The sequence below is a fragment of the Enterococcus hermanniensis genome, assembly GCF_001885945.1.
In the GTDB taxonomy this organism is placed as follows: Bacteria; Bacillota; Bacilli; order Lactobacillales; family Enterococcaceae; genus Enterococcus_A; species Enterococcus_A hermanniensis.
Window position 1 is genome coordinate 154,225 of the sequence record NZ_JXKQ01000003.1, and the last position, 20,979, is coordinate 175,203.

At 38.2% G+C, this 20,979-nt stretch carries 23 protein-coding genes; 5 read left to right on the forward strand and 18 right to left on the reverse strand.

Features of this window, described 5'->3' with window-relative positions; translation table 11 throughout:
• Positions 1–29 precede the first annotated feature (29 nt).
• The 4 genes from RV04_RS04665 to RV04_RS04680 all read right to left on the reverse strand — a co-directional run bounded on the left by RV04_RS04665 (position 30) and on the right by RV04_RS04680 (position 4,374).
• Positions 30–911: a LysR family transcriptional regulator gene (locus RV04_RS04665; RefSeq protein ID WP_071857305.1), complete on the reverse strand. Its 882-nt coding sequence runs from the start codon at positions 909–911 to the stop codon at positions 30–32.
• Positions 912–1,053: 142 nt separating this feature from the next.
• Complete coding sequence (dapF, locus tag RV04_RS04670) at positions 1,054–1,887, reverse strand: diaminopimelate epimerase (RefSeq protein WP_071857306.1); 834 nt, start codon at positions 1,885–1,887, stop codon at positions 1,054–1,056.
• A gap of 23 nt (positions 1,888–1,910) precedes the next feature.
• A complete protein-coding gene (lysA, locus tag RV04_RS04675; protein ID WP_071857307.1) occupies positions 1,911–3,209 on the reverse strand; it encodes a diaminopimelate decarboxylase in 1,299 nt (432 codons plus the stop codon).
• A 10-nt stretch (positions 3,210–3,219) separates the two neighbouring features.
• Positions 3,220–4,374 (reverse strand): M20 metallopeptidase family protein, encoded by a 1,155-nt coding sequence (locus RV04_RS04680; RefSeq protein WP_071857308.1) that lies wholly within the window; start codon positions 4,372–4,374, stop codon positions 3,220–3,222.
• Between the two features lie 316 nt (positions 4,375–4,690).
• Between RV04_RS04680 and dapA the strand changes: the two genes are divergently transcribed.
• The 4 genes from dapA (at position 4,691) to RV04_RS04700 (ending at position 7,851) form a co-directional block, all read left to right on the forward strand.
• Positions 4,691–5,575, forward strand: a complete 885-nt coding sequence (gene dapA / locus RV04_RS04685; protein ID WP_071857309.1) for a 4-hydroxy-tetrahydrodipicolinate synthase — start codon at positions 4,691–4,693, stop codon at positions 5,573–5,575.
• A gap of 1 nt (position 5,576) precedes the next feature.
• Positions 5,577–6,332 carry a 4-hydroxy-tetrahydrodipicolinate reductase gene (dapB, locus tag RV04_RS04690; protein WP_071857310.1) on the forward strand — a complete coding sequence of 252 codons (756 nt, stop codon included), beginning with the start codon at positions 5,577–5,579 and terminating at the stop codon, positions 6,330–6,332.
• A 61-nt stretch (positions 6,333–6,393) separates the two neighbouring features.
• Entirely contained in the window at positions 6,394–7,095 is a 702-nt protein-coding gene (gene dapD, locus RV04_RS04695; RefSeq protein WP_071857311.1) for a 2,3,4,5-tetrahydropyridine-2,6-dicarboxylate N-acetyltransferase, read from the forward strand.
• A 120-nt stretch (positions 7,096–7,215) separates the two neighbouring features.
• Positions 7,216–7,851 carry a hypothetical protein gene (locus tag RV04_RS04700; protein ID WP_071857312.1) on the forward strand — a complete coding sequence of 212 codons (636 nt, stop codon included), beginning with the start codon at positions 7,216–7,218 and terminating at the stop codon, positions 7,849–7,851.
• Between the two features lie 35 nt (positions 7,852–7,886).
• On the opposite strand, the gene RV04_RS04705 is transcribed toward RV04_RS04700, so the two are convergent.
• The 9 genes from RV04_RS04705 to RV04_RS04745 all read right to left on the reverse strand — a co-directional run bounded on the left by RV04_RS04705 (position 7,887) and on the right by RV04_RS04745 (position 15,545).
• Complete coding sequence (locus RV04_RS04705; protein WP_071857313.1) at positions 7,887–8,423, reverse strand: TetR/AcrR family transcriptional regulator; 537 nt, start codon at positions 8,421–8,423, stop codon at positions 7,887–7,889.
• 31 nt (positions 8,424–8,454) lie between these two features.
• Positions 8,455–9,156, reverse strand: coding sequence for an ABC transporter ATP-binding protein (locus tag RV04_RS04710; protein ID WP_071857314.1), 702 nt, complete (start codon positions 9,154–9,156; stop codon positions 8,455–8,457).
• A gap of 63 nt (positions 9,157–9,219) precedes the next feature.
• Positions 9,220–10,281, reverse strand: a complete 1,062-nt coding sequence (locus tag RV04_RS04715) for an ABC transporter permease (protein WP_071857315.1) — start codon at positions 10,279–10,281, stop codon at positions 9,220–9,222.
• Between the two features lie 134 nt (positions 10,282–10,415).
• Entirely contained in the window at positions 10,416–11,159 is a 744-nt protein-coding gene (gene pnuC, locus RV04_RS04720; RefSeq protein WP_071857316.1) for a nicotinamide riboside transporter PnuC, read from the reverse strand.
• A gap of 47 nt (positions 11,160–11,206) precedes the next feature.
• Positions 11,207–11,902, reverse strand: coding sequence for a deoxynucleoside kinase (locus RV04_RS04725; RefSeq protein ID WP_071857317.1), 696 nt, complete (start codon positions 11,900–11,902; stop codon positions 11,207–11,209).
• A gap of 217 nt (positions 11,903–12,119) precedes the next feature.
• Positions 12,120–12,530 (reverse strand): prenylated flavin chaperone LpdD, encoded by a 411-nt coding sequence (gene lpdD / locus RV04_RS04730; protein WP_071857318.1) that lies wholly within the window; start codon positions 12,528–12,530, stop codon positions 12,120–12,122.
• On the reverse strand, positions 12,520–13,092 hold the full coding sequence (locus RV04_RS04735) for a UbiX family flavin prenyltransferase (RefSeq protein WP_379952742.1): 573 nt from the start codon (positions 13,090–13,092) through the stop codon (positions 12,520–12,522). Before RV04_RS04735 ends, lpdD begins: the two co-directional genes overlap by 11 nt.
• Positions 13,093–13,101: 9 nt before the next feature.
• Entirely contained in the window at positions 13,102–14,574 is a 1,473-nt protein-coding gene (locus RV04_RS04740; protein WP_071857320.1) for a UbiD family decarboxylase, read from the reverse strand.
• 98 nt (positions 14,575–14,672) lie between these two features.
• Positions 14,673–15,545: a LysR family transcriptional regulator gene (locus RV04_RS04745; protein ID WP_071857321.1), complete on the reverse strand. Its 873-nt coding sequence runs from the start codon at positions 15,543–15,545 to the stop codon at positions 14,673–14,675.
• A gap of 112 nt (positions 15,546–15,657) precedes the next feature.
• Here RV04_RS04745 and RV04_RS04750 point away from each other — a divergent pair, with 112 nt between their 5' ends.
• Positions 15,658–16,389 carry a DUF554 domain-containing protein gene (locus RV04_RS04750; RefSeq protein ID WP_071857322.1) on the forward strand — a complete coding sequence of 244 codons (732 nt, stop codon included), beginning with the start codon at positions 15,658–15,660 and terminating at the stop codon, positions 16,387–16,389.
• Between the two features lie 45 nt (positions 16,390–16,434).
• On the opposite strand, the gene RV04_RS04755 is transcribed toward RV04_RS04750, so the two are convergent.
• The 5 genes from RV04_RS04755 to dhaK all read right to left on the reverse strand — a co-directional run bounded on the left by RV04_RS04755 (position 16,435) and on the right by dhaK (position 20,931).
• Positions 16,435–17,643, reverse strand: a complete 1,209-nt coding sequence (locus RV04_RS04755) for an MFS transporter (RefSeq protein WP_071857323.1) — start codon at positions 17,641–17,643, stop codon at positions 16,435–16,437.
• A 3-nt stretch (positions 17,644–17,646) separates the two neighbouring features.
• Positions 17,647–18,819 (reverse strand): M20 metallopeptidase family protein, encoded by a 1,173-nt coding sequence (locus RV04_RS04760; RefSeq protein WP_071857324.1) that lies wholly within the window; start codon positions 18,817–18,819, stop codon positions 17,647–17,649.
• A gap of 156 nt (positions 18,820–18,975) precedes the next feature.
• A complete protein-coding gene (gene dhaM, locus RV04_RS04765) occupies positions 18,976–19,344 on the reverse strand; it encodes a dihydroxyacetone kinase phosphoryl donor subunit DhaM (RefSeq protein ID WP_071857325.1) in 369 nt (122 codons plus the stop codon).
• Positions 19,337–19,915: a dihydroxyacetone kinase subunit DhaL gene (gene dhaL / locus RV04_RS04770; RefSeq protein ID WP_071857326.1), complete on the reverse strand. Its 579-nt coding sequence runs from the start codon at positions 19,913–19,915 to the stop codon at positions 19,337–19,339. The genes dhaM and dhaL overlap by 8 nt, the downstream gene beginning before the upstream one ends.
• A gap of 32 nt (positions 19,916–19,947) precedes the next feature.
• Positions 19,948–20,931 (reverse strand): dihydroxyacetone kinase subunit DhaK, encoded by a 984-nt coding sequence (dhaK, locus tag RV04_RS04775; protein WP_071857327.1) that lies wholly within the window; start codon positions 20,929–20,931, stop codon positions 19,948–19,950.
• Positions 20,932–20,979: the final 48 nt, after the last annotated feature.

The following is a 20,979-nucleotide window of genomic DNA, read 5'->3' on the forward strand; positions in this document are numbered from 1 at the left end:
TATTCGTCTAATTCCTATTATCAATACCTCTATGCTTGAAAAGCATATTTAAATCGTTTAATGATTTCTTGAACTAAGGGGGTTTGAACTCTTTTTTTCCATACTAAGACACATTGTGTTTTTACTTCCGGATTTAAAGGTAAAAAAATTAGATTCTCTAATTGCCGATTATACAGTGCTCCTTCGATAGCGAAGGCCGCTCCTACTCGATTCTCAACTAACGGTAGTATATTGAACAATAAATTATAATTTCCAATAATGTTCAACTCACTTAAAGACATGCCAGACCATTCGCACAACAGCTCTTTTACTTCTTGACGATTCGAACATAAGAGTGGCATCCCCTTGATATCCTCTGGATTGATTTGATTATTTTGGGCAATGAATAGTTCTTTTGAAACGATCACTCCCCATTTTTCTTCTCTCGGAAGTCGTAACTGTTCTACTTCATTTAAGGATACTGGCTCTAACAATACGGCTAAATCTAAAATACCCTTTTCTAACCGATCCACGATATCGTCACTTGTACCCGTAACTAAGTTAAATTTAACTTGAGGATAGTCACTAATCAATTCTTCGATCATCATTGCTACCGTATCTGAATTATCCGCCTCGACACACCCGATTGAAAAATGCCCACTCAACTGTTCATTTCTCCGATCAAAAAAAGCTTGTTCTAGTTTTTCGTCCAAACTAAGAATTTCTTCGGCTCTTTCTTTTAAGAATAGACCATCAGTGGTTAAACTTAATTTATTTTTTTCGCGATTGAACACAGAGGTTCCAAGCATTTCTTCTAGTTCTTTGATTTGCCTACTCAATGTTGGCTGGGTGATATTTAATAATCTAGCCGCTTTAGAAATATTTCCTTCTTGAGCAACGGTCCAAAAATACCGTAAAAGCCTCGTTTCCATGCTACACCTCTTATCCTGTGATTTTAATATTGACTATCTGTTTATCATATTTCTCTAAATCTAAATAATCAAGTGCCATCACTTCTAATAACACAAAGAAACTGTAACTAAAAAAGAAGCATTAGTTACAGTTTCTCTATTTTTAACTCATCATTAAATCCTCATCGAGAATAGTTCCTTTAACAACTAGATTTGTATCGCCAATTAGATACAAATTTTCGTCTTTGAGCGTCACTTTCAGGTTTCCGCCAAGTACTTCGACATTCACTGGATTTTCACTAACTAATCCTTTTTTTGTTAAGGCATAAGCAGTTGAGCCAGTTCCAGTTCCACATGCTAAAGTGAAATCTTCTACACCGCGTTCATAGGTGCGTTCAATAACTGTTTGATCCGCTAAAATATCATAAAAATTGACATTCGCGCCTTTAACAAAAGCACTATGATTTCGTAATTTACGTGCAAAATCAAAAATAGTCTCACGTTCTGTTTCTGCTAGATTTGGTAAGGCCACCACTAAATGTGGAATTCCGGGATCACCTAATTCAACATAATCAACGGTTACTACTTGACCATCTAGCTCGATTTTTTTATCTGCTTCAAAAATTGTTGGTGAGTTTAATTGCACACGATATGTTCGTTGGTCAAGCCGTTCAGCCGGGACGGTTCCCGCAATGGTTTCGATCAACATATATTCCTCAGCTAACCCTTGTTCATAAGCAAGTCTCGCTACGCATCTTGCACCATTCCCACACATTTCAGCTTCTGAGCCATCTGCATTGAAAAAACGCGCATAAAAATCCCCTTCACCACGAGGTGCTTCGATCACGATTAATGTATCAGCACCGACTGAAACACGGCGCGTACAAACTCGTAGTGCAAATTTTGCCAATTCTTCACTTGAAAAGCCTAAAGGTTGATTATCAATCAAGATAAAATCATTTCCTGCACCTTGCATCTTATAAAAAGGTATTTCCATTTTTTCACCTCGTTCATTGACTTTTATTTTAATGATTCTGGAATCACTTCATTTTGGATGATTTGGTCCAATGTCTGTCTTTTCACGATAACTTCTGCTTTACCCTTTTTAACTAAAACAACCGCTGGAATTGCTAATTTATTATAGTTGCTGGCCATCGAATAGCCGTAGGCACCCGTTGAAAAAGTGGCAAAGATATCTCCTGTTTCTACAATAGGTAGATTAATATCTTTCACTAAAATATCAGTACTTTCACAAGCTTTTCCTGATATAGTAACGATTTCTTCGTTTGCTTGATCGCTTTTATTAGCCAAAACACCCGTGTATTCTGCTTCATAAAGACCTGGGCGAATGTTATCCGTCATCCCACCGTCAATACTGACATATTTTCTTAGCCCAGGTAATTCTTTGATTGCACCGATTGTGTGCAAGCTGATTCCCGCTTCAGCAACGATACTGCGCCCTGGTTCGATCACAATTGCTGGTTGCGGATAATTTTCTTGCTCACAAAAAGCAAGCACTTTATCCATCATTGGATCCGTAAAATAATGGAACGGTTTGGGCTGATCTCTATCTGTATATTTAACACCAAAACCACCACCAAAGTTCAATTCTTTAATTGTATAATCAAAACGTTCTTGGACCAGTTTTACTAAATCTAAGGCAATATCGACCGCCGCCAAATGGGCTTGATGATCAAACAATTGACTACCCACATGGAAATGAAAGCCTAAAAATTGAACTTCAGGTGTTTCGATTGCCTGCTTTATTTGTGGAAACAAAATAGATTCATCGATCGGAATTCCGAATTTCGAATCTTTTTGACCGGTAGAGATGAATGAATGGGTCGTTACATTCACTTCTGGCGTAATCCGAAATAGAATGTTGACAGTCTTTTGTTTTTCTTTTGCGATTGCTGCAATCAAGCCAACTTCTTGTAAGCTGTCAACAATGATCCGACCAACCCCATAGTCGATCGCCATTTCTAATTCTTCAATCGATTTATTATTTCCATTCATTTCAATCCGTTCTGCCGGGAAATCAGCTTTGATGGCCGTATATAATTCCCCATCAGAGACAACGTCTAAAGAAAAGCCTTGTTGCTCAACTATTTTTAACATCGCCAACGTTGAAAAAGCTTTACTAGCAAATGCCACACGGACATGATCATATTTTTGGACAAAATGCTTTTGCAACTCATGACATTTTTCTTCAATCTGCGTTTGAGAAAACACATAAAGTGGTGTACCAAACTCTTTTGCTAATGCTACTGTATCACAGCCATCCCAAAGTAAATGCCCATTGTTCGTTTCAAATTTCATGCTTAGCCTCCTACGCTTCATTTAAACCAGTGATCAAATTAATATAGGTTTGAACACCTAGTAATAAATTCACTTCATCAAATTTCATTTTCCCGCTATGTAACGGATATGTATAACCCTTTTCTTCATCGCGGATACCTAAGAAGAAAAACATCCCAGGAATTTCTTGCTGATACCAAGAAAAATCCTCAGCAATCAAATACGGTGGTGTTTCAACATAATAATCGCCCGCCACTTTTTCTAACACATGAACCATCTCAGGATCATTATCCACGACTCGATACATATGATTGAATTCAACGATTGCTTCACAACCATAGCCTTTAGCAATCTCTCCTGCGACTAATTCTACGCGACGAACGACCTCATCATAAACTCGATCATCGAACGCTCGCATCGTACCATGAAGAACGACTTCTTTGGCCACGATATTCATCGCCTCTCCACCATGAATCGTCCCAAATGTCAAAACAACATTGTCTAATGGACTGATATTTCTCGCTAAAATACTGTTTAAACCAGTGATGACACCGCCAGCCGCCACGATAGCATCTTCACCTAGTTGCGGTTGTGCTCCATGGGTACTAACTCCTTTGATCGTGATCGTCACTTCAGCGTTTCGAGCCATCATAGCTCCAGGGCGACAAGAAATTTTTCCTACAGGAAGATCTGGGAATACATGCAGACCAACGATTTGTTCAACGCCTAGTTTTTGTAAAATGCCGTCTTTCATAATTAATTCCGCACCGCCAGGGCCTTCTTCTGCTGGTTGGAAAACAAAGACAAGTGTTCCTTGGATTTTTTCCGGATACTGGTGCAGATACGCAAGAAAGCCTAAGACTGTAGCCATATGTCCATCGTGACCACAGGCATGCATTTTTCCTGGCGTTTTTGAGGCAAAATCATACCCGGTTTGTTCTTCTACCGGCAATGCATCGATATCGGTTCTAAAAGCTAACGTCTTTCCGGGTTTACTACCACGCAAAACAGCTATTGTTCCTGTACCTAGTACTTCATACGTTTCTGTTATCCCAAATAAAACTAATTTTTCACGGATATAGGCGGCTGTTTGGTATTCTTTTAATCCTAGCTCAGGGATTTGATGCAATTCACGCCGCATTCTCGTCACTAATTCTTCTAATCCTTTGACTTCTGAATCGATCATTTATACCACTCATTTCTTATCTATATTCTGATAATAGTGTTCTTTAGATTAAAATCTAATTGATAGTTTCTCATATTATAGTACAGAAACCTGTCATGGTCATTAATTTATTGCGATTATCTTTCTACAAATATAAGAGTAAATTTATGTATTCGTTTTCTTTTTATACTTGCGCCTAAATTACTCTTATAAATAAGATAAAGTAAAAATATCATGAGATTTGCATTGGCTTTCATTAACAGTTGCGCTATAATTCTAATATTAAAGACCTTTTTAGTGTTTTTTAAAATAATTATGAATGAAGGAGTTGATTTCCTTGAGTATATTCGAAGGATCTGGTGTCGCTTTAGTTACCCCTATGAAAGCAGATGGTGCGGTGGATTATAAGAAGTTGGATGAACTAGTTGAATGGCAAATCAGCGAAGGAACCGACGCAATCATCGCTTGCGGAACGACTGGTGAAGCCTCTACTCTTTCCAATGATGAACATCTTTCTGTGATTGAGGCAGTAGTTAAAAAAGTTGCTGGTCGTATTCCTGTTATTGCAGGTTCGGGGGTAAATGATACTCGTCATGCGATCGAATTATCCACTGGTGCAGAGCGTGTTGGGGCAAATGCGCTATTAGTTGTCACCCCTTATTATAATAAAGCTTCTGAAGAAGGATTATTTTTACACTATCAAGCCATTGCCAAAAGTGTCGAACTTCCAATTATTTTATATTCAGTCGCATCACGGACAAATATGAATCTCACACCGCAAATGGTTAAACGATTAGCTGAGATCCAAAATATTGTTGGTATCAAAGAAGCCAGCGGAGATATCTCACAAATCGCCGAAATCGCTCAACGAATGCCTGCTGATTTTGCCATTTATTCTGGTAATGATGATCAAGTCCTACCCATCATGGCCTTAGGCGGACATGGATCTATTTCAACGATTGCAAATATCGCGCCAAGACAAACACACGAATTGACAGCTGCAGCTTTAACTGGTGATTTTGCAAAAGCAAAAACACTTCAATTAGCACAAATCCAGTTGATTCACGCACTTTTCTGTGAAGTCAACCCGATTCCAGTCAAAACAGCGGTTAGTTTGCTTGGAAAATTTGATGTTCATTTTAGATTGCCACTTTCACCAGCCAAAGTAGAAACGATTGAACGGTTGAAAAAAGAAATGGCTGCCTACGGATTGGAGGTTTAATATGTTAAACGTAATCTTAAGCGGTGCTAACGGAAGAATGGGGAAAGTATTGCAAGCGTTGATTGCCCAACAAGCTGAGATGCAAGTTGTTGCGGGGATTGATCGTGAAGCTTTTGAGGCAGACTTTCCTACTTATCAAGCAATTTCTGATTGTCGTGAAGCGGCGGATGTCGTGATTGATTTTTCTCATTACAGTGCAGTACCAGCTGTTTTAACGTATTGTATCAAGCATCAGTTGCCAGTCGTAATCGCAACGACCGGTTTGACTGATGAAGTAAAGACGCAATTACTTTCTGCCAGCAAAGAAACAGCTGTCTTCTTTTCAGCTAACATGTCGATTGGAATCAATCTTCTAGCTAAAGCAATTCGTGAAATTACCCCCTTATTAGAAGATGAATTCAATATCGAAATCGTGGAGAAGCATCATAATCAGAAGAAAGATGCACCTAGTGGAACGGCCCTTTTATTAGCCGACGCTGTGAATGACGCTGTTAAAACACCCAAAACCTATATTTATGGTCGGCATGGTAACGATTTAGAAAATCCTTTGGCTGAGTTAGGGATCCATGCCGTTCGCGGTGGCACGATTCCCGGTGAACATACTGTGATTTATGCTGGTCCTGATGAAGTGCTCGAATTAAATCACTTGGCGTTGTCTCGGAATATTTTTGCTAGCGGCGCAGTCAAAGCAGCAAAATATATCAGTCAAAAAACGATTGGTTTATTCGATATGGAAAAGCTGATCGATGAAAAGTAATCAATAATCATTTTTAAATAGATAAAGTAATTTGCTATTAAGATAAGATAGGAGAAATTTTATGACGTTAACAGATCCATATGAGATTGCAAAATATATTAAAGATGCTGAAAAAACAACGCCCGTCAAAGCCTATGTACAAGGCGCTCTGACCAATGTAAAAAAAGAAAACGTTCAATTTTTTGGTCAAGGGGATTCTTGGATCCTTATTGGTGAAAGCCAAGCGATCACTGAACTATTAGATGAACAACAAACAAAAATCAGTGCTGTCCATCTAGAAAACGATCGCCGTAACTCTGCGATTCCAATGCTGGATATTACAAGTATCAATGCGCGAATTGAACCCGGCGCGATGATTCGCGATCGAGTATCTATCGGTGACAAAGCGGTAATCATGATGGGCGCAGTGATCAACATCGGTGCCTCGATTGGCGAAGAAACAATGATCGATATGGGGGCGATTCTTGGTGCCCGCGCAACAGTTGGAAAACGCGCACATATTGGGGCTGGTTCAGTCTTAGCTGGGGTTTTAGAGCCACCAAGTGCTTCCCCTGTCATTGTAGAAGATAATGTTTTGATTGGTGCAAATGCCGTCGTTTTAGAAGGAGTCCATATCGGCAAAGATGCTGTTGTAGCTGCAGGGGCGATCGTGACTAAAGATGTCCCGGCAGGTGCTGTTGTAGCTGGTGCTCCGGCAAAAATTATCAAAACCAAAGCTGAAGTAGATCCTGGGAAAACAGAGTTTTTAGACGATTTACGTTAAAAAAGCGGCGAAGAGATGCTTCTCTCCGCCTTTTTTGCGTATTTTTACTGCACTTTGCGGGAAATATGCTATAATACAAACGGAAAGAAACTCTATAAAGAAAGCGACTGAATTATTCTCGTGAATTTAAAAAGTATCAAGAAATCTATCAAAACTCGTAACAAACAAATCAGCAGAGCATTCGCACAAGTAGAAGAGACTCTAGCGAACCACATCCACAGCGATGTTAAAATTTATTTTGATAAAGTTGAAACTTATCGCATTCATTTGGATGAAAAGACTCCCGATGGCCAAGCTCGTCAAATCGTAAGTGCTGAAGATGATCATTCATTTAAAAATTTAGTTGATAGCTATTTACAAAAACCTGAAACAGAAACATTAAATCAACTAACAAACAGCCTATACAATTTATGGTCTGAAAGCTTTAAAGATTCAACTGCTGTTTCTGAAACAGATCAAGCGACTGAATTAGCCCAAGATATCTTAGCAGATGTCGTGAAAGAACCTACAGCATCTGGTGTTTCTGCTGAACAAGCTGAAGCGTTGAATCAAGCATTAAAGTCGAAAGCTAACTATTCTGCTGAATGGTCTGATGCAGATCAATCAATCGAAGTCTTTTACAACCCGCCTAAAAAAGAGCGCCAATTATTAGCGACTGTCGCGGCTGACCAAACCATTACTTACATGGATGCTTTAGCAACCAAACGCGTAATGAAAAAAGAATTACCAGATATGATTGCATCTGTCTTAGCATAATAAAAAACCCACTACCTTCAAAGGTAGTGGGTTTTTTATTTGAGAATACCGTAAAAAAATAACTGAATCGAGGCCTGCAGATTTTCTTTGCGATTTTCTATCGGTGAATCCAGATACGCAGAAATCAAGATAAATAATTGGCGCACCGCAAAATCCGTATCTACAGTCGAACGTACTGTTGACTCTTGCTGAAATAAATCAATAAATGGCTGTTTATACGAACGTTCCCATAAAACAAATAATTTTTTTGACGTTTCAGGACGCAAGACATGCTGGATATCATGCATCATCATGAATAAACTAAATGGATGTCTTGCTTGTAGGTAAAAAGCCATCGCCATTATTTTTTCTTCGAATCTATCTTCACTAGTCCCGATTTCAAACAAGTTTTTTCGGACTTCTTTGGCTAAACGTTGCATTACTTGATAATAAATCGTTTCTTTATTTTTAAAATGATAATAGATATTTGGCTGAGTGATTCCTAAAATACTGGCGATTTGTCGTGTCGAGGTATCATTATAGCCTTGCTTCATAAATAATTCTTCTGCGACATCTAAGATTTCTTCATACATGGCATTGCCTCATTCTAATTTGATAACTTTATTATACAACCGTTTCCGTCTTCTCTGCTCGATTGATTTCTTTTTCTGTCAACCGCCCATCTCTCATTTCCAGTACTCGATCACAGTATTTCACTAAACGAGTATCGTGAGTCACCATGATCGTCGCTTTATTTTTTTCTTTGGTTTCTTTAGCTAAGATCTTAACGACTTCATAGGCCTTTTCAGAATCCAGACTAGCTGTCGGCTCATCTGCTAAAATAATCGTTGGATCATGGTACAATGCTCGAGCGATTGCTACACGTTGCCGTTCACCGCCAGAAAGCTCTTCGGGATACTTATTTTCTAAGCGATCAATCGCCAACTGCTTGAAAAGCTCAGTAGCTTTTCCGGTATTTTCTTGTTTGCTGACTTTATCTACCAGTGTTAATTGTTTTTTGACTGTAAGAAAAGGCACTAGATTTGACGCTTGAAGAATAAAGCCTATCTCTTTAAAGCGTCGTTTTGCCCGTTCCTTTTCCTTTTTCCCGCTGAAATCTTCATCGTTGATCCGGACTTCTCCTGAAGTGGGCGACTGCAGTCCACCTGCAATCGTCAAAAAGGTACTTTTACCAGAGCCTGACGGGCCAATAATTGCTACAAATTCTCCTTTTTCCACCGAAAAATTGGTTTCTTTTAATGCTTCGATTGTTGTATCTCCATCTTTAAAATCTTTTTTGACTTGTTTAAATTCAATGGCACTCATTTTACCCCTCCTAACTTATTTTATGTCTCTACCCATCGTAAAGCTAAATTTTTATCCAAAGAACTAGCCAATCGCTTTTAAAGGATCGATTTTGACAATTGTACGAACTGAGAAAAAGGCGCCAATTAATGCCACCGCAATCATTAGTAAGCTGATGGCAATAAAGAATAAACTATTGACTTGGAAAGGCACTGCGTCGGGTAATACGAAAGCAGTCCCTACTGTGGCTACTAAGCCAATCACTACTCCGACAGTTGCTAATAAAAAAGTTTGGGCAATAACTGAAATAGCGATATAGCGACTAGAAATCCCTTGTGCTTTCATCACTCCAAAAATTTCTGATTTTTGCATCGTTAACACATAAATAAAAATTCCGATGACGATCGCTGCAATCACAATTAAAAAACCGATCATAAAACCAAAAGTCAGAACTTGCGCACTATACCCTGGTAATTCATTGATAAAGTTTTTGATGCTCGTTTTTTCCAGATCTTTTGGAACCGAATCGACTACACCCTTGGTTACGATTGCATTGATTCGCGTGTTTTCACTAGTACCTTGGGTTTCAAACCGAATTTCTTGATAGGCACCCAAAGTAGTATATAAAACGGGTGCTACATTAAATTTTGCATTATCCGTAAAGCCAACAATTTTCAAAGTTTTATCATTACCGGCCATTTTAACGGTTTCTCCTAACTTTAAGCTATATTGTTCTTTCAAAGAAAGATCCGCAACAGCTTCCCCATCAGAGTCAAACATTTTTCCGCTAGTAATTTTAGGGGCCAAAAATTGATCTTTATCGATACCAAAAAAACTGACATCAATTTTTTCCCCATTGTCTCCTTTGATGACCCCAGCCGTTTGGGCTAGATAGGCTTTTTGATCCGCTTTCACTTTATCAAATGTTTTCAATGGAATCATCGACATATTTAAATTATCGTTGGCTTCCTCTGCTAGAAGAATCGTGTCTGCATTCCATTTATCTACCGCAGTCCGATTGTCTTGCGCTAAGCCATACGCTAAACCAGTCAAAAAGAAGACCAGATAAGCGATCAAAAACATTACTCCCATTACTAATGTGTACCGTAATTTAGAATGTCGAATCTCATTAATTGCTAAAAACATACTTTTCCCTCCTACTTATCACTTGATAAAATTACCGTAACACGTTTATTTCCTATTTGTTACTAAAATGCTTGCGGTGTCCTTCACAGAGTTATGATCGGCAAATTTTCAAAAAAAAAAAAGCCATTGAAAATTCAATGACTTAAATGATAATATTCTTCTTCCATCGCTTGCATCCGTTCACGTTCTTTCTTGTTGTACCAAGGTGAAACAGTGAAAGCTAAGACGTCGTTAATCAAATAAACGGAGCTATTTACAAACATTGCTAGACTAGCTGAACCATGTCTGAACGAAATATACCATAATACCATTTGGGCTAAACCTGAAGCTAACCACCAATAGTATTGATTGTTGTAACGTAAGAAGCTGATCACTCCGGCAGTCAAACTGATTGAAAAGGCGATCGCATCGATCCAAGGTCTTGGATCATCAGTAAAGCGTTGAATCAAGGTCCCAGAAATAAAATAAACGATGATCGTGCTGACAATTGCGATCACCCAGACTTTCCCGGTAAATTTACGTATTTTTGCAGCCATATTATAATTCCATTCTTTGCTCAATAACACCGGAATATCTAACGTGATCATATAGGCAATCTGCTCACCAATACTCAAATAATTTTTGGCTGAAAAACCAACATAGATAAAACAAATAGCTGAAATGATACCTAGAACACCATTGACTGATTTAGCGGCGTTGATCGATAAAATACATAGTACGCCTAAAGTAGTTCCGATAAACGTTACGACTGTTAAAAAAGTTATGGGCTGATTGACAAGCGTCATAATTTGACAACCTAAACTAAAAAAGAATAAGTAATAATTTTGTTGCGGCCATCCTTTTAATTGATGGAATAAAAACTTGAAATAATTTAACATGATTGGCTCCTTCTATAAAACAGTCGTTCTTTATTGATTAAAAAAATTTAAAAAATGCCTTTTTCAAGTGGATTTGAAGAATAATATTTAGGATATCCATTTTCTAGTGTACTCATTTGATGCATTTTCTCTTTAATTTCAGCGATCACGATCTCCGCAGCTGTGGGATCTGCCACAAAATCATACCGATCACCATCGAGTTGGATTTTAGGACATAAATCAAAATGATCATACCATTCTTGATAACGCTGATTGACTAATCGATAATACTCATACAATTCTGGATTGGTTGAAATTTGTTCATAATCACGGCCACGCTTTTCAATTCGCTCCAACATCACTTCGAAAGAGATATTGATATGGATCAGTAAATCCGGTCGTTTTTTAGGCGCTACCTTTTCCAATTCTTTTAACATCGTATCTAACAAATGATCATACTGGAAAACTTCGTCTTGACTGACTCTTTTAAGATCCGCATTTAAATGAAAAAGCAGACTATCTTCATAAATCGTTCGATCCAAGACATTGTTTGCTTGTTGCAAGGCATCTTTCATTGCTAAAAATCGCTTGTTTAGAAAAAATATTTGTGACAAATACGTATATTTTTCTGGATTCGAGTAAAACAACGGCAAGATTTCATTATCATCAACATTTTCATAAAAAGGCCTTGAGTTCATTTCCTGGGATAGCATGTCTGTGAGACTACTTTTCCCAGCACCGATCGTTCCCGCTATCAGTAACATTGTTTCATCTATCCTTTCTTAATAAATTTAAAAATACCTAGTAGATCCTTGATAATAGTACGTCTAAATTTTTGTAAAGTAAAGACTAGATTTTGTGTTTTTTTAATGGTATATAGAAAATGCATACAACATATAGTGTAATTGCTTTCTATAAAATGTATGTGCTTTCTTCGCAAAAAAACCTTTTCCTCTGAAAACTAAGGAAAAGGTTTTTATTTTATTGTGGGGTTTCACCATTTTGATAATAAATTGCTTCAGCACCCCAATTGACTGTCTCTAACCATTGAACCACTTCTTGACTCAATGATTCGACCATTGGAAAAGAGGCCGCAATTTGTGCTTTTGAAATATGGTCAACATGGACACCCGAGGTTACGACTAAATAATGAGGAATCGTTTTAGCCACCGACTTGATAAAAATATCTGCTAGAACATCGTCTTTATGGAAGCGACCATCGTGACTCGGAAATCGAGTGACTTTTTTTTCTTCTATAGAATAGGTTGTAACCGTCCCAATATGAGGTGTATTTCCACCAGTGATTGTAGCTAGAACATCTTGACCAATAATTTGAAGTGAAATCGAGATCGTAAAGCCTGCTTTTTGGATCGAAAAGAGTTTACTTTCCATCCTTCCACCTACGTCCCTCATTTTCAATTCCTAGAGCATCTAATAATTTCATCGTTTGATGATGCAATAAATCATCGATTGTCTCTGGGTGATTGTAAAAGGCTGGAATTGGTGGGATAATCTGCACACCTAAACGTGCTAATTTTGTTAGATTTTCTAAGTGAATCGCATTCAGTGGGGTTTCCCGTGGGACAATCACCAATTTACGTTGTTCTTTCATTGTGACATCAGCTGCGCGCGAGATCAAACTTTCACCAAAGCCAATCGAAATCCCAGCAACAGTTTTCATACTTGCCGGTACAATGATCATTCCTTCAGTTAAAAATGAACCACTAGCTACCGCCGCACCTAAATCTTTATTGCTGTATTCAACATCGATCAATTCTGACAAATCTTTCATTGTTAGATCTGTTTCAAGTTTCAAATTTTCTTTTGCCCATTGACTAACGATTACATGCGTTTCAACTTCAGGAATAGTTTTTAATTTCTTTAGCAAATCAATGGCATAAACAGTTCCAGAAGCTCCACTAATACCGATCACGATCCGTTTTTTATTGGTCAATTTTTCCACCTACTTCAAATATTTTTCCCAGTCAGGAACTTCTTTAAATTGCGCACGAACAAAATGTTCCTTCATATCATATGGGTATGTTCCATCTAAAATTGTTTTTGAACTCATTCCACGGAAACGAATGTTTGCTGGATCATATTCTGGTAATTCAGAAGGGTCTAATGGATGGTTCCGCATACCAGGTAGCACCATGATATCTTTTGTTCCTTGGAAACGAGTATTCAATGTCCACATGACATCGTTCATATCAAAAATATCCACATCTTCATCAACTAAAATAACTGTTTTTAATTCTTTGAATGCTGACAAAGCTAAAATAGCTGCTTGACGTTGAATTCCTTCGTCTGAAGGTGCATTTTTCTTGATTTGCATGATTGACATTAATTTACCGCCGCCAGCTGGAGGATTGTAGACGTTCAATACATTTCCTGGGATAGCTTTATCAACTAATGATAAGATGCTGGCTTCTGTTGGGATACCGGCCATTGATACGTGTTCTTCAGAAGGTCCGATCGTTGTTTGCATGATTGGATTTTTGCGGTGTGTTACAGCTTTTACTTTTACCACATTCACAGCCGGATTTGCATCGCCAGTATAGCCAGGGAATTCAGGCATTGCTTTACCAGTGTTTGTGTTGATATCTTCTTGCATTGTTTGGTGAGGCATAAGTTCTGCTTCAATAATGAATTCAGCACGAGCGATTCCGACTTCATCCACTGCAACACCGTCCACGATTTGAACTGGTTCATTACGTAAGGCACCCACAGCCCATAATTCATTATAACCAAGCGGTGTGGTTGGTGGTTCAAAGGTCGTACCGATCGCAATTGCTGGATCTAAACCGATATTGATTGTAATTGGCATTGGTTTGTTTAATGCTTCATATTGTTTATGGAAATGTCCGATATGACGACCACCAGGCATGATGTACATTCCAATCGTATTTTCATCTTCTAAAACCATACGGTGAATTGTTACGTCACTCATTGTTTTTTCTGGATCTGAACCCAAAACAACACCTAAAGTAATATAAGGACCCGCATCTTCTGGCGTGTTTTTAGGAGCAGGAATAATTTTACGAATATCAAAACCTTCATCAGTTGCTAAATGAATTACTTCTTGCGCTGGGGCTTCTGCTTTAGTAACTTTTTCAGGCATCACTGGATTTTCGACAGCATCTTTTAAGTAGCGACCTAATGTTTTATAGTCATGATGCAAAATTTCACCTACACGACGACGGCTAGCCATGGTTCCGATATTGACACGAGTTCCAGGGAAGCCTTTTACATTATTGAAAGTCATTGCTGGACCTTCTTGCGTCGGACGTTTAACAGTACCACCAGCACCAATATAACGATATACACCAGATAGATCTGCTTCTGGATCGATTTCTACATCTGTTTCATGGTATTGGCCAGGTAATTCTTTTAATTCTTCAATTACTTTACGTAAATCATATGGTTGATTTGACATAATTGAACCTCCTTTGATTATTACACTCTCTATTCTAATCATCTAATCAAAGGAAACAATTCATATTTAGTCAAATTAAATTCCAAACTGGAATACTATTATTGTTTTTTCAAATAGTCCCAAAATTCATTTACGATTAGTGATGTATCATTTTTGCGTTTGATAAAGGCCAATTTACTTTTGACATTCGGTGTAATCGGTAATGCCACTAAATGATCTTCGGGATTTAATTTAAATGTTTTACTCATTAAAATAGCAATTCCTAAATTTTCTTTCGCCATTTGGATCAATAAATCGATCCGTGAACTAACATTTGCGATAATCGGCTCAAAACCTGCTTGATGACACAAATCAATCACTGGTTGTTTTAATTGACTTGTCTCTCTTAATAATAAGAAGCGCTCATGTTCTAACTCTTTTAATGAGAGCTCTGATTTTTTTGCTAGCGGATGTTCTTTAGTAAATACTGCTACAAATTCGTCTTCTTCCGTTATTAATACCTCTGTATCTGGGTGATTCCATTCAAAAAAACGCGAAAATACTAACCGGTTTTCCCCATGTTCAAGCATTGCCACTAGTGCATCTGTCTCTGCTTCTCGCAATTGCAACGTTGTTTCAGGGTGTTTGTTTAAGAAAGACATGATTGTCGTAAATCCTTCATATTTGATCAAAGTAGGGATTGTAGAAATGTGCAAGATCGTTTCTGATCCGGTTCTCAAATCGACTAACTTATTTTTCATTTGGTGGTATTGATCTACAATCGTCTGAACATAGTTCAGTGCAACTCTTCCGGCTTCAGTTAATTCTATTTTCTTATGTGAGCGAGTGAATAGTTTAGTGTCTAACTCTTTTTCTAAGGAAATTATTTGTTTTGAAACATTCCCTTGACTAGTGAATTGCCGCTCAGCTGTTTCGGTATAATTTAAGGTTTCTGAAAGGTCGATAAAGACTTCCAATTTATGAATATCCATACTGATGCTCCTAACTATTCTAATTAAGAATAATCTAGCACAAAAATGGAATTGGTGCGAATGAAAAACGATGCTACAATAGCATCGCAATTGTAGAAAGGGGATTTATTTTATGCCAACTGGAGTTATTATCAATGCTGGATCCGTGTTATTAGGCGGAATTATTGGAGGGTTCTTTGGAAAATATTTATCGGAAAAGTTCAAAACTGAAATCAATATGATTTTTGGAGCTTGTTCAATGGCGATGGGGATATACGCAGTCGCACCGATGAAATATATGCCGGCAGTCATTTTTGCGGTCGTTATCGGAACTGCTTTGGGTCTTTTCTTCCATTTAGGAGATTTATTGAATCGTGGAGCGATGGTTATGCAACGGCCGATTTCAAAGATTTTTCCAAATGAAAATTTAGGCATGACACATGATGAGTTTGTTGCTACATTAGTTACTGTGATTGTACTATTTTGTGCGAGTGGCACTGGGATTTATGGTAGCTTGGACTCAGGAATGACTGGTGACAGTTCTGTTTTGATTGCTAAATCAATCTTGGATTTCTTCACTGCTCTTATTTTTGCCACGAATTTAGGCTATGTCGTTTCAATCATTGCTATTCCACAATTTATTATTTTCTATATTTTGTTCTTATTAGCAAAATTCATCTTCCCATTAACTACACCAGATATGATTTTAGATTTTAAAGCTGCTGGTGGTATTTTAATGTTAGCAACTGGTTTCAGAATGATCAAAGTCAAAATGTTCCCAACTGCCGATATGATACCGGCAATGATTTTAATCATGCCTTGTAGTTGGATTTGGGCTAATTGGATTTTACCTTTGCTTAGCTAATAAAAAAAAGGTTTGAGTATGATACTCAAACCTTTTTTTGTTGTTTTAATTTTCTAATTCTCCAACTACTTGTTTCTTCTCGTTTGTTTTGATCCCTAATGAAACACAACCGGCTAAAATAAAAACTAAGGCAATAAAACTAAAGGCGCCACCGTATGTTCCACTAGCGTTTACTAACCAGCCAATGATCATTGGGGCAAAAAAGCCACCAGAAACCCCAATTGCATTGATAATCGAATATTTAGTTGAAACTTCTCGTTCGGCAAATAATTTTACCGGTAAACTCATTAATGTCGCAAAGCCAATGCTTGCAGCAGCAACGGCCAGTGCTAAGAACAACATACTCAAAACCAAAGAATGACTACGCGAAAGTAAGAAAGCCACTAACCCTCCTAAAATAGAAGCAACCAAAATCACTTGTTTCTCTCGATCTTTAAAGTGTCGCCCAACCATTGAACCGGCAAACATCGCACTGATCATCATCACAAAACCAATCAACGCACTCATCATCGCCATTTTATTCATCGTTAAACTAAACTCATCCACTAAATAAGAAGCAATCCAACCTGTCATTCCATATACAGCCGCATTGATAAAAAACGCAGCTAAGACCATGATCCAGACATTTCGATCTTTGATCACTTCAGCCAAAGAAACATTTGATTGATTCGCTGATACGATCGGCTGGCCCTCAGATTTTGGGATTCCCTTGAGCATAAAAAAGCCAATCAACAAGACGATTCCGCCGTATATAAAATAAGTGGTTTTCCAACCAACCAGCGTCAACAATGGCGCTACTAATAATGGACCAACGATTCCCGCAAATCCTGATGAAGCGATCATGGAAGACTGGACCGAGCCACGTCGCTCTGCTTCAACTTCTTTAGTCACAAAAGCACTTACCGCAGAAGGATAGCCCGCATGCGCAAAAGACCCGGCTGCAAAACGGATAAATAATAAATACAATAATGAAAAACCCATTCCTAGAAAAATCATCAATAGACCGATCAAGAAAATAGCAAAAGTCATGATTTTACGACTTCCAACACGATTTCCTATAAAGCCAAAGGGAATTTGAAACAGTGTGTAGCCTAAGAAAAAGGCACTTAAAATCAATCCTTTTTGACTCGCATCAATTCCAAGATCTTGAGCAATTGGAATAACTGAAAGACTGATGATATTTTTATCTAGATAAACACATGTATAGCCTAAAAAGATCAAAATCAATGAACGATTAGTTTTCTTCTTCTCCATAAGCTATTCTTGTCCCAAATAAGCCAATGCAGCTTCGACATAAACATTGGCCCGAAATTCTAATATTTCTTCATCAAGAACAATTTTAGGATTATGCAACATCAATTCGGTGTCCGCTGCGGTCACTAAAATAGTGGTAGTTGGGATTTGGTGACTGATTTCTCCAAAGTCCTCACTCCCCATCAGCGGTGGTAGAACCAGTGTATCTGGCGCCAAGTTATCTGGAAATTTTTTTACAATTCCTGTTTTGACTGTTTTTGTTACTGACTCATCAATCTCATTACTGCAACAGCCGTTAGTAAAGTCTACTGTCACTTTTGCGCCAAAAGCCTGGGCGATTGCTTCAGATATTTCGACCATTCGACTCTTGATTTTTTGGCGTATGGGTTCTTTCAATGTCCGTAACGTTCCTTTCATATATGCGGAATTTGGAATAACGTTTGACGATCCTGGTGTTCCCCCGACAAATTCTCCAATCGTCAATACAAAACGTTCAGCCGAACTGATTTCACGCGCAGAAAGCGTTTGTAGAGCATCGTAGATTTTAGCTGCGACATTGATGGGATCAATCGATACTTCTGGCATTGATCCGTGGCTACCAATCCCTTCGACTTTGATTTCGAACCAATCGGCACTTGCCATAAAGGTACCTGCTGGTGCAATAAAAATTCTTTTCTTTGGTTGATTTCTAAACGGAAAAACATGGATCATAGCTCCAGCATCCACCTTAGGATTTTCTAGTAACCCATCGGCCAAACAATCTTTTGCGCCTTGTAAAATCTCTTCTCCAGGCTGAAAAAGGAACTTTACAGTGCCGGTCAAATTTGCTTCGCGTTCTTTTAAAATTTTAGCTGCTCCTAAAAGCATCGTCGTATGTAAATCATGCCCACAAGCGTGCATCGCTCCATTGGTTGAACGATAAGCTAAATCTGTATCTTCCGCTAACGGAAGCGCATCCATATCTGCTCTTAATAAAAAGACTTGTTCTCCCTGACCAATCGTACACGTGATCCCCATTTTTCCACATGCTTTTGGTTGATAACCATAGGTGATTAATTGATTCCAAACAAACTCTTTTGTGGCTGACAAATTCATCCCTACTTCAGGATTTTGGTGTAAATGACGACGAATAGCGACCAATTCTGTTTGCAGTGTTGCCTCTTTGACTGTACCCATTTTCATTCCTCCCTTATAAAAAATCATAGCACAGGGAAAATCAAAAAAATGTTTTTCTTTTGTAACTAGAGAAACAAAAAATGAATTTTTTCTTTTTATATAATTATTTTAAGCAAAATAAAAGAAGCCATAACAGGCTTCTTTTATTAAAAGATATTATTTTATTTTGAGCTCAGCTAATTGTTTTTCGATTTCTGACTCTTCAGCATCTGCTGCTAACAACGCACAAGCAGTATAAGCACTTTCTACAAATGCTGTATCAAATAATGTAACTTTTTTATCTGTCATTTCAATGGCCATTTCTAAATTCATTTTGGCACTTCCTAAATCATAAAAAGCTAAAATTTGATCTGCAGAATTTTCTTCGATAGCTTTAGAGATGCGTTCCATCGAAGTCCCAATACCGCCATCTTCTAAGCCACCTGCAGTCGTCACTGGAACATCTTTAGCGACTTCACTGATCAAACGTTTTAATCCTTCTGGAATTTCTTTAATATGAGATACTAAAACGACGCCTCTACTCATTAAACACACCTGCCTCTATCAATGATTCAAAGAAATAAGCTGAAGACATTGCACCTGGATCAATGTGACCGATAGAGCGCTCGCCTACATATGAAGCTCGCCCTTTTGTTGCTTTGATATTTTTTGTTTGCTCAACTAGGATCTCTAAAGTTGCCGAATTTAATGTTCCGTTGTTTAAATTATCAACTGCGGGCACCCAAAGATCTAGCATGGTTTTCTCTCCTGGCTGAGAATTCCCACGTTTTTCAATCCCAGCAATTGCTGCTTTAAGCAATGTCTCAGGATCATGCGATTCTTTACTTGCTTTCATCATTTCCATCATTGCTGTCCCATACAAAGGCCCTGAAGCTCCGCCAACTTTGTTGATCAATGCCATCGCTGTTGCTTTGAAAATTTCTGGCAAATCACCGGACAAGTCAGTCGCCATAACAGCATTCATTCCTCTTGCCATATTATTCCCATGGTCCCCATCGCCAATTGGTGTATCTAACTCACTCAAATAATCTTTCTTAGCTTGAATTTTTTCGTTAAATAATTCTAGACTTTTACGTAAATTTTCTGGTGTGAACATAAGCTTCTCCTTCTTTACAAATTTAATTAATTTTACCAAGCAATTGTATGCACAGGTTCGTTTAGTAAACGTGCACGTTCGTCATCCAATTTAATCATGGTGATCGAAGCACCTGCCATTTCAAGCGAAGTCATATAATCGCCTACTTTTGTAAAAGCTAATTCAATTCCATCAGCTTCTAAAAGTTTTTTAGCATCGTTAAAGTAGATAAATAATTCCATCAGTGGCGTTCCTCCCATGCCATTGACTAATAAACCAAATTTATCGCCTTTTTGCCAATTAAACTCGGCTTTTAGTTTACCGATAATTTCTTCAGCGATTTCTTTTGAAGGTTTGATTTTTTCACGCCGATACCCCGGTTCTCCATGAATTCCTACACCGAATTCCATTTCGTCATCAGCCAAAGTGAAACCTGGCTTTCCAACTTCTGGAACAGTCGCGCCAGACAGAGCGATGCCAACCGTTTTGATATCTTGAACTAACTCTTTGCCATATTCGGCTAATTCAGTGACTGATTTTCCTTCACGGGCAAACCCACCTAAAATTTTATGGACTAGAACGGTTCCTGCGACACCGCGACGCCCTTGGGTATACGTACTATCTTCTACCGCGATATCATCATCGACTAAGACTGTTTCAACTTGGATATCATCCATATCGGCCATATCTTTAGCCATATCAAAATTCATCACGTCACCGGAATAGTTTTTAACGATCAATAATGTTCCTTTACCTTTGTCCGTTGCTTTGATCGCTGCATAGATCTGATCTGGTGTAGGTGAGGTAAATACTTGTCCACAAACCGCTGCACTCAGCATACCGTCACCGACAAATCCCGCATGTGAAGGCTCATGACCACTTCCTCCACCACTGACTAACGCTACTTGATCGTAATCATCGTTGCGAGCAACTACTAATGTTTCTGGAAGTTGTTTGACATATTTGGGATAGGCACTGACGAGGCCACTCACCATCTCTTCAACTACATCTTTTGGATCATTAATAATTTTTTTCATCGTATTTCCTCCCTTTTAAAAAAGTCTTAAAGGGCGATAGTAAACTAT

What these genes read in the sequence shown, in the direction of transcription:
- RV04_RS04665 (WP_071857305.1), bottom strand. Translation starts at nt 911, where the DNA reads ATGGAAACGAGGCTTTTACGGTATTTTTGGACCGTTGCTCAAGAAGGA.
- dapF (WP_071857306.1), bottom strand. Translation starts at nt 1,887, where the DNA reads ATGGAAATACCTTTTTATAAGATGCAAGGTGCAGGAAATGATTTTATC.
- lysA (WP_071857307.1), bottom strand. Translation starts at nt 3,209, where the DNA reads ATGAAATTTGAAACGAACAATGGGCATTTACTTTGGGATGGCTGTGAT.
- RV04_RS04680 (WP_071857308.1), bottom strand. Translation starts at nt 4,374, where the DNA reads ATGATCGATTCAGAAGTCAAAGGATTAGAAGAATTAGTGACGAGAATG.
- dapB (WP_071857310.1), top strand. Translation starts at nt 5,577, where the DNA reads ATGTTAAACGTAATCTTAAGCGGTGCTAACGGAAGAATGGGGAAAGTA.
- dapD (WP_071857311.1), top strand. Translation starts at nt 6,394, where the DNA reads ATGACGTTAACAGATCCATATGAGATTGCAAAATATATTAAAGATGCT.
- RV04_RS04705 (WP_071857313.1), bottom strand. Translation starts at nt 8,423, where the DNA reads ATGTATGAAGAAATCTTAGATGTCGCAGAAGAATTATTTATGAAGCAA.
- RV04_RS04710 (WP_071857314.1), bottom strand. Translation starts at nt 9,156, where the DNA reads ATGAGTGCCATTGAATTTAAACAAGTCAAAAAAGATTTTAAAGATGGA.
- RV04_RS04715 (WP_071857315.1), bottom strand. Translation starts at nt 10,281, where the DNA reads ATGTTTTTAGCAATTAATGAGATTCGACATTCTAAATTACGGTACACA.
- pnuC (WP_071857316.1), bottom strand. Translation starts at nt 11,159, where the DNA reads ATGTTAAATTATTTCAAGTTTTTATTCCATCAATTAAAAGGATGGCCG.
- RV04_RS04725 (WP_071857317.1), bottom strand. Translation starts at nt 11,902, where the DNA reads ATGTTACTGATAGCGGGAACGATCGGTGCTGGGAAAAGTAGTCTCACA.
- lpdD (WP_071857318.1), bottom strand. Translation starts at nt 12,530, where the DNA reads ATGGAAAGTAAACTCTTTTCGATCCAAAAAGCAGGCTTTACGATCTCG.
- RV04_RS04740 (WP_071857320.1), bottom strand. Translation starts at nt 14,574, where the DNA reads ATGTCAAATCAACCATATGATTTACGTAAAGTAATTGAAGAATTAAAA.
- RV04_RS04745 (WP_071857321.1), bottom strand. Translation starts at nt 15,545, where the DNA reads ATGGATATTCATAAATTGGAAGTCTTTATCGACCTTTCAGAAACCTTA.
- RV04_RS04750 (WP_071857322.1), top strand. Translation starts at nt 15,658, where the DNA reads ATGCCAACTGGAGTTATTATCAATGCTGGATCCGTGTTATTAGGCGGA.
- RV04_RS04755 (WP_071857323.1), bottom strand. Translation starts at nt 17,643, where the DNA reads ATGGAGAAGAAGAAAACTAATCGTTCATTGATTTTGATCTTTTTAGGC.
- RV04_RS04760 (WP_071857324.1), bottom strand. Translation starts at nt 18,819, where the DNA reads ATGGGTACAGTCAAAGAGGCAACACTGCAAACAGAATTGGTCGCTATT.
- dhaM (WP_071857325.1), bottom strand. Translation starts at nt 19,344, where the DNA reads ATGAGTAGAGGCGTCGTTTTAGTATCTCATATTAAAGAAATTCCAGAA.
- dhaL (WP_071857326.1), bottom strand. Translation starts at nt 19,915, where the DNA reads ATGTTCACACCAGAAAATTTACGTAAAAGTCTAGAATTATTTAACGAA.
- dhaK (WP_071857327.1), bottom strand. Translation starts at nt 20,931, where the DNA reads ATGAAAAAAATTATTAATGATCCAAAAGATGTAGTTGAAGAGATGGTG.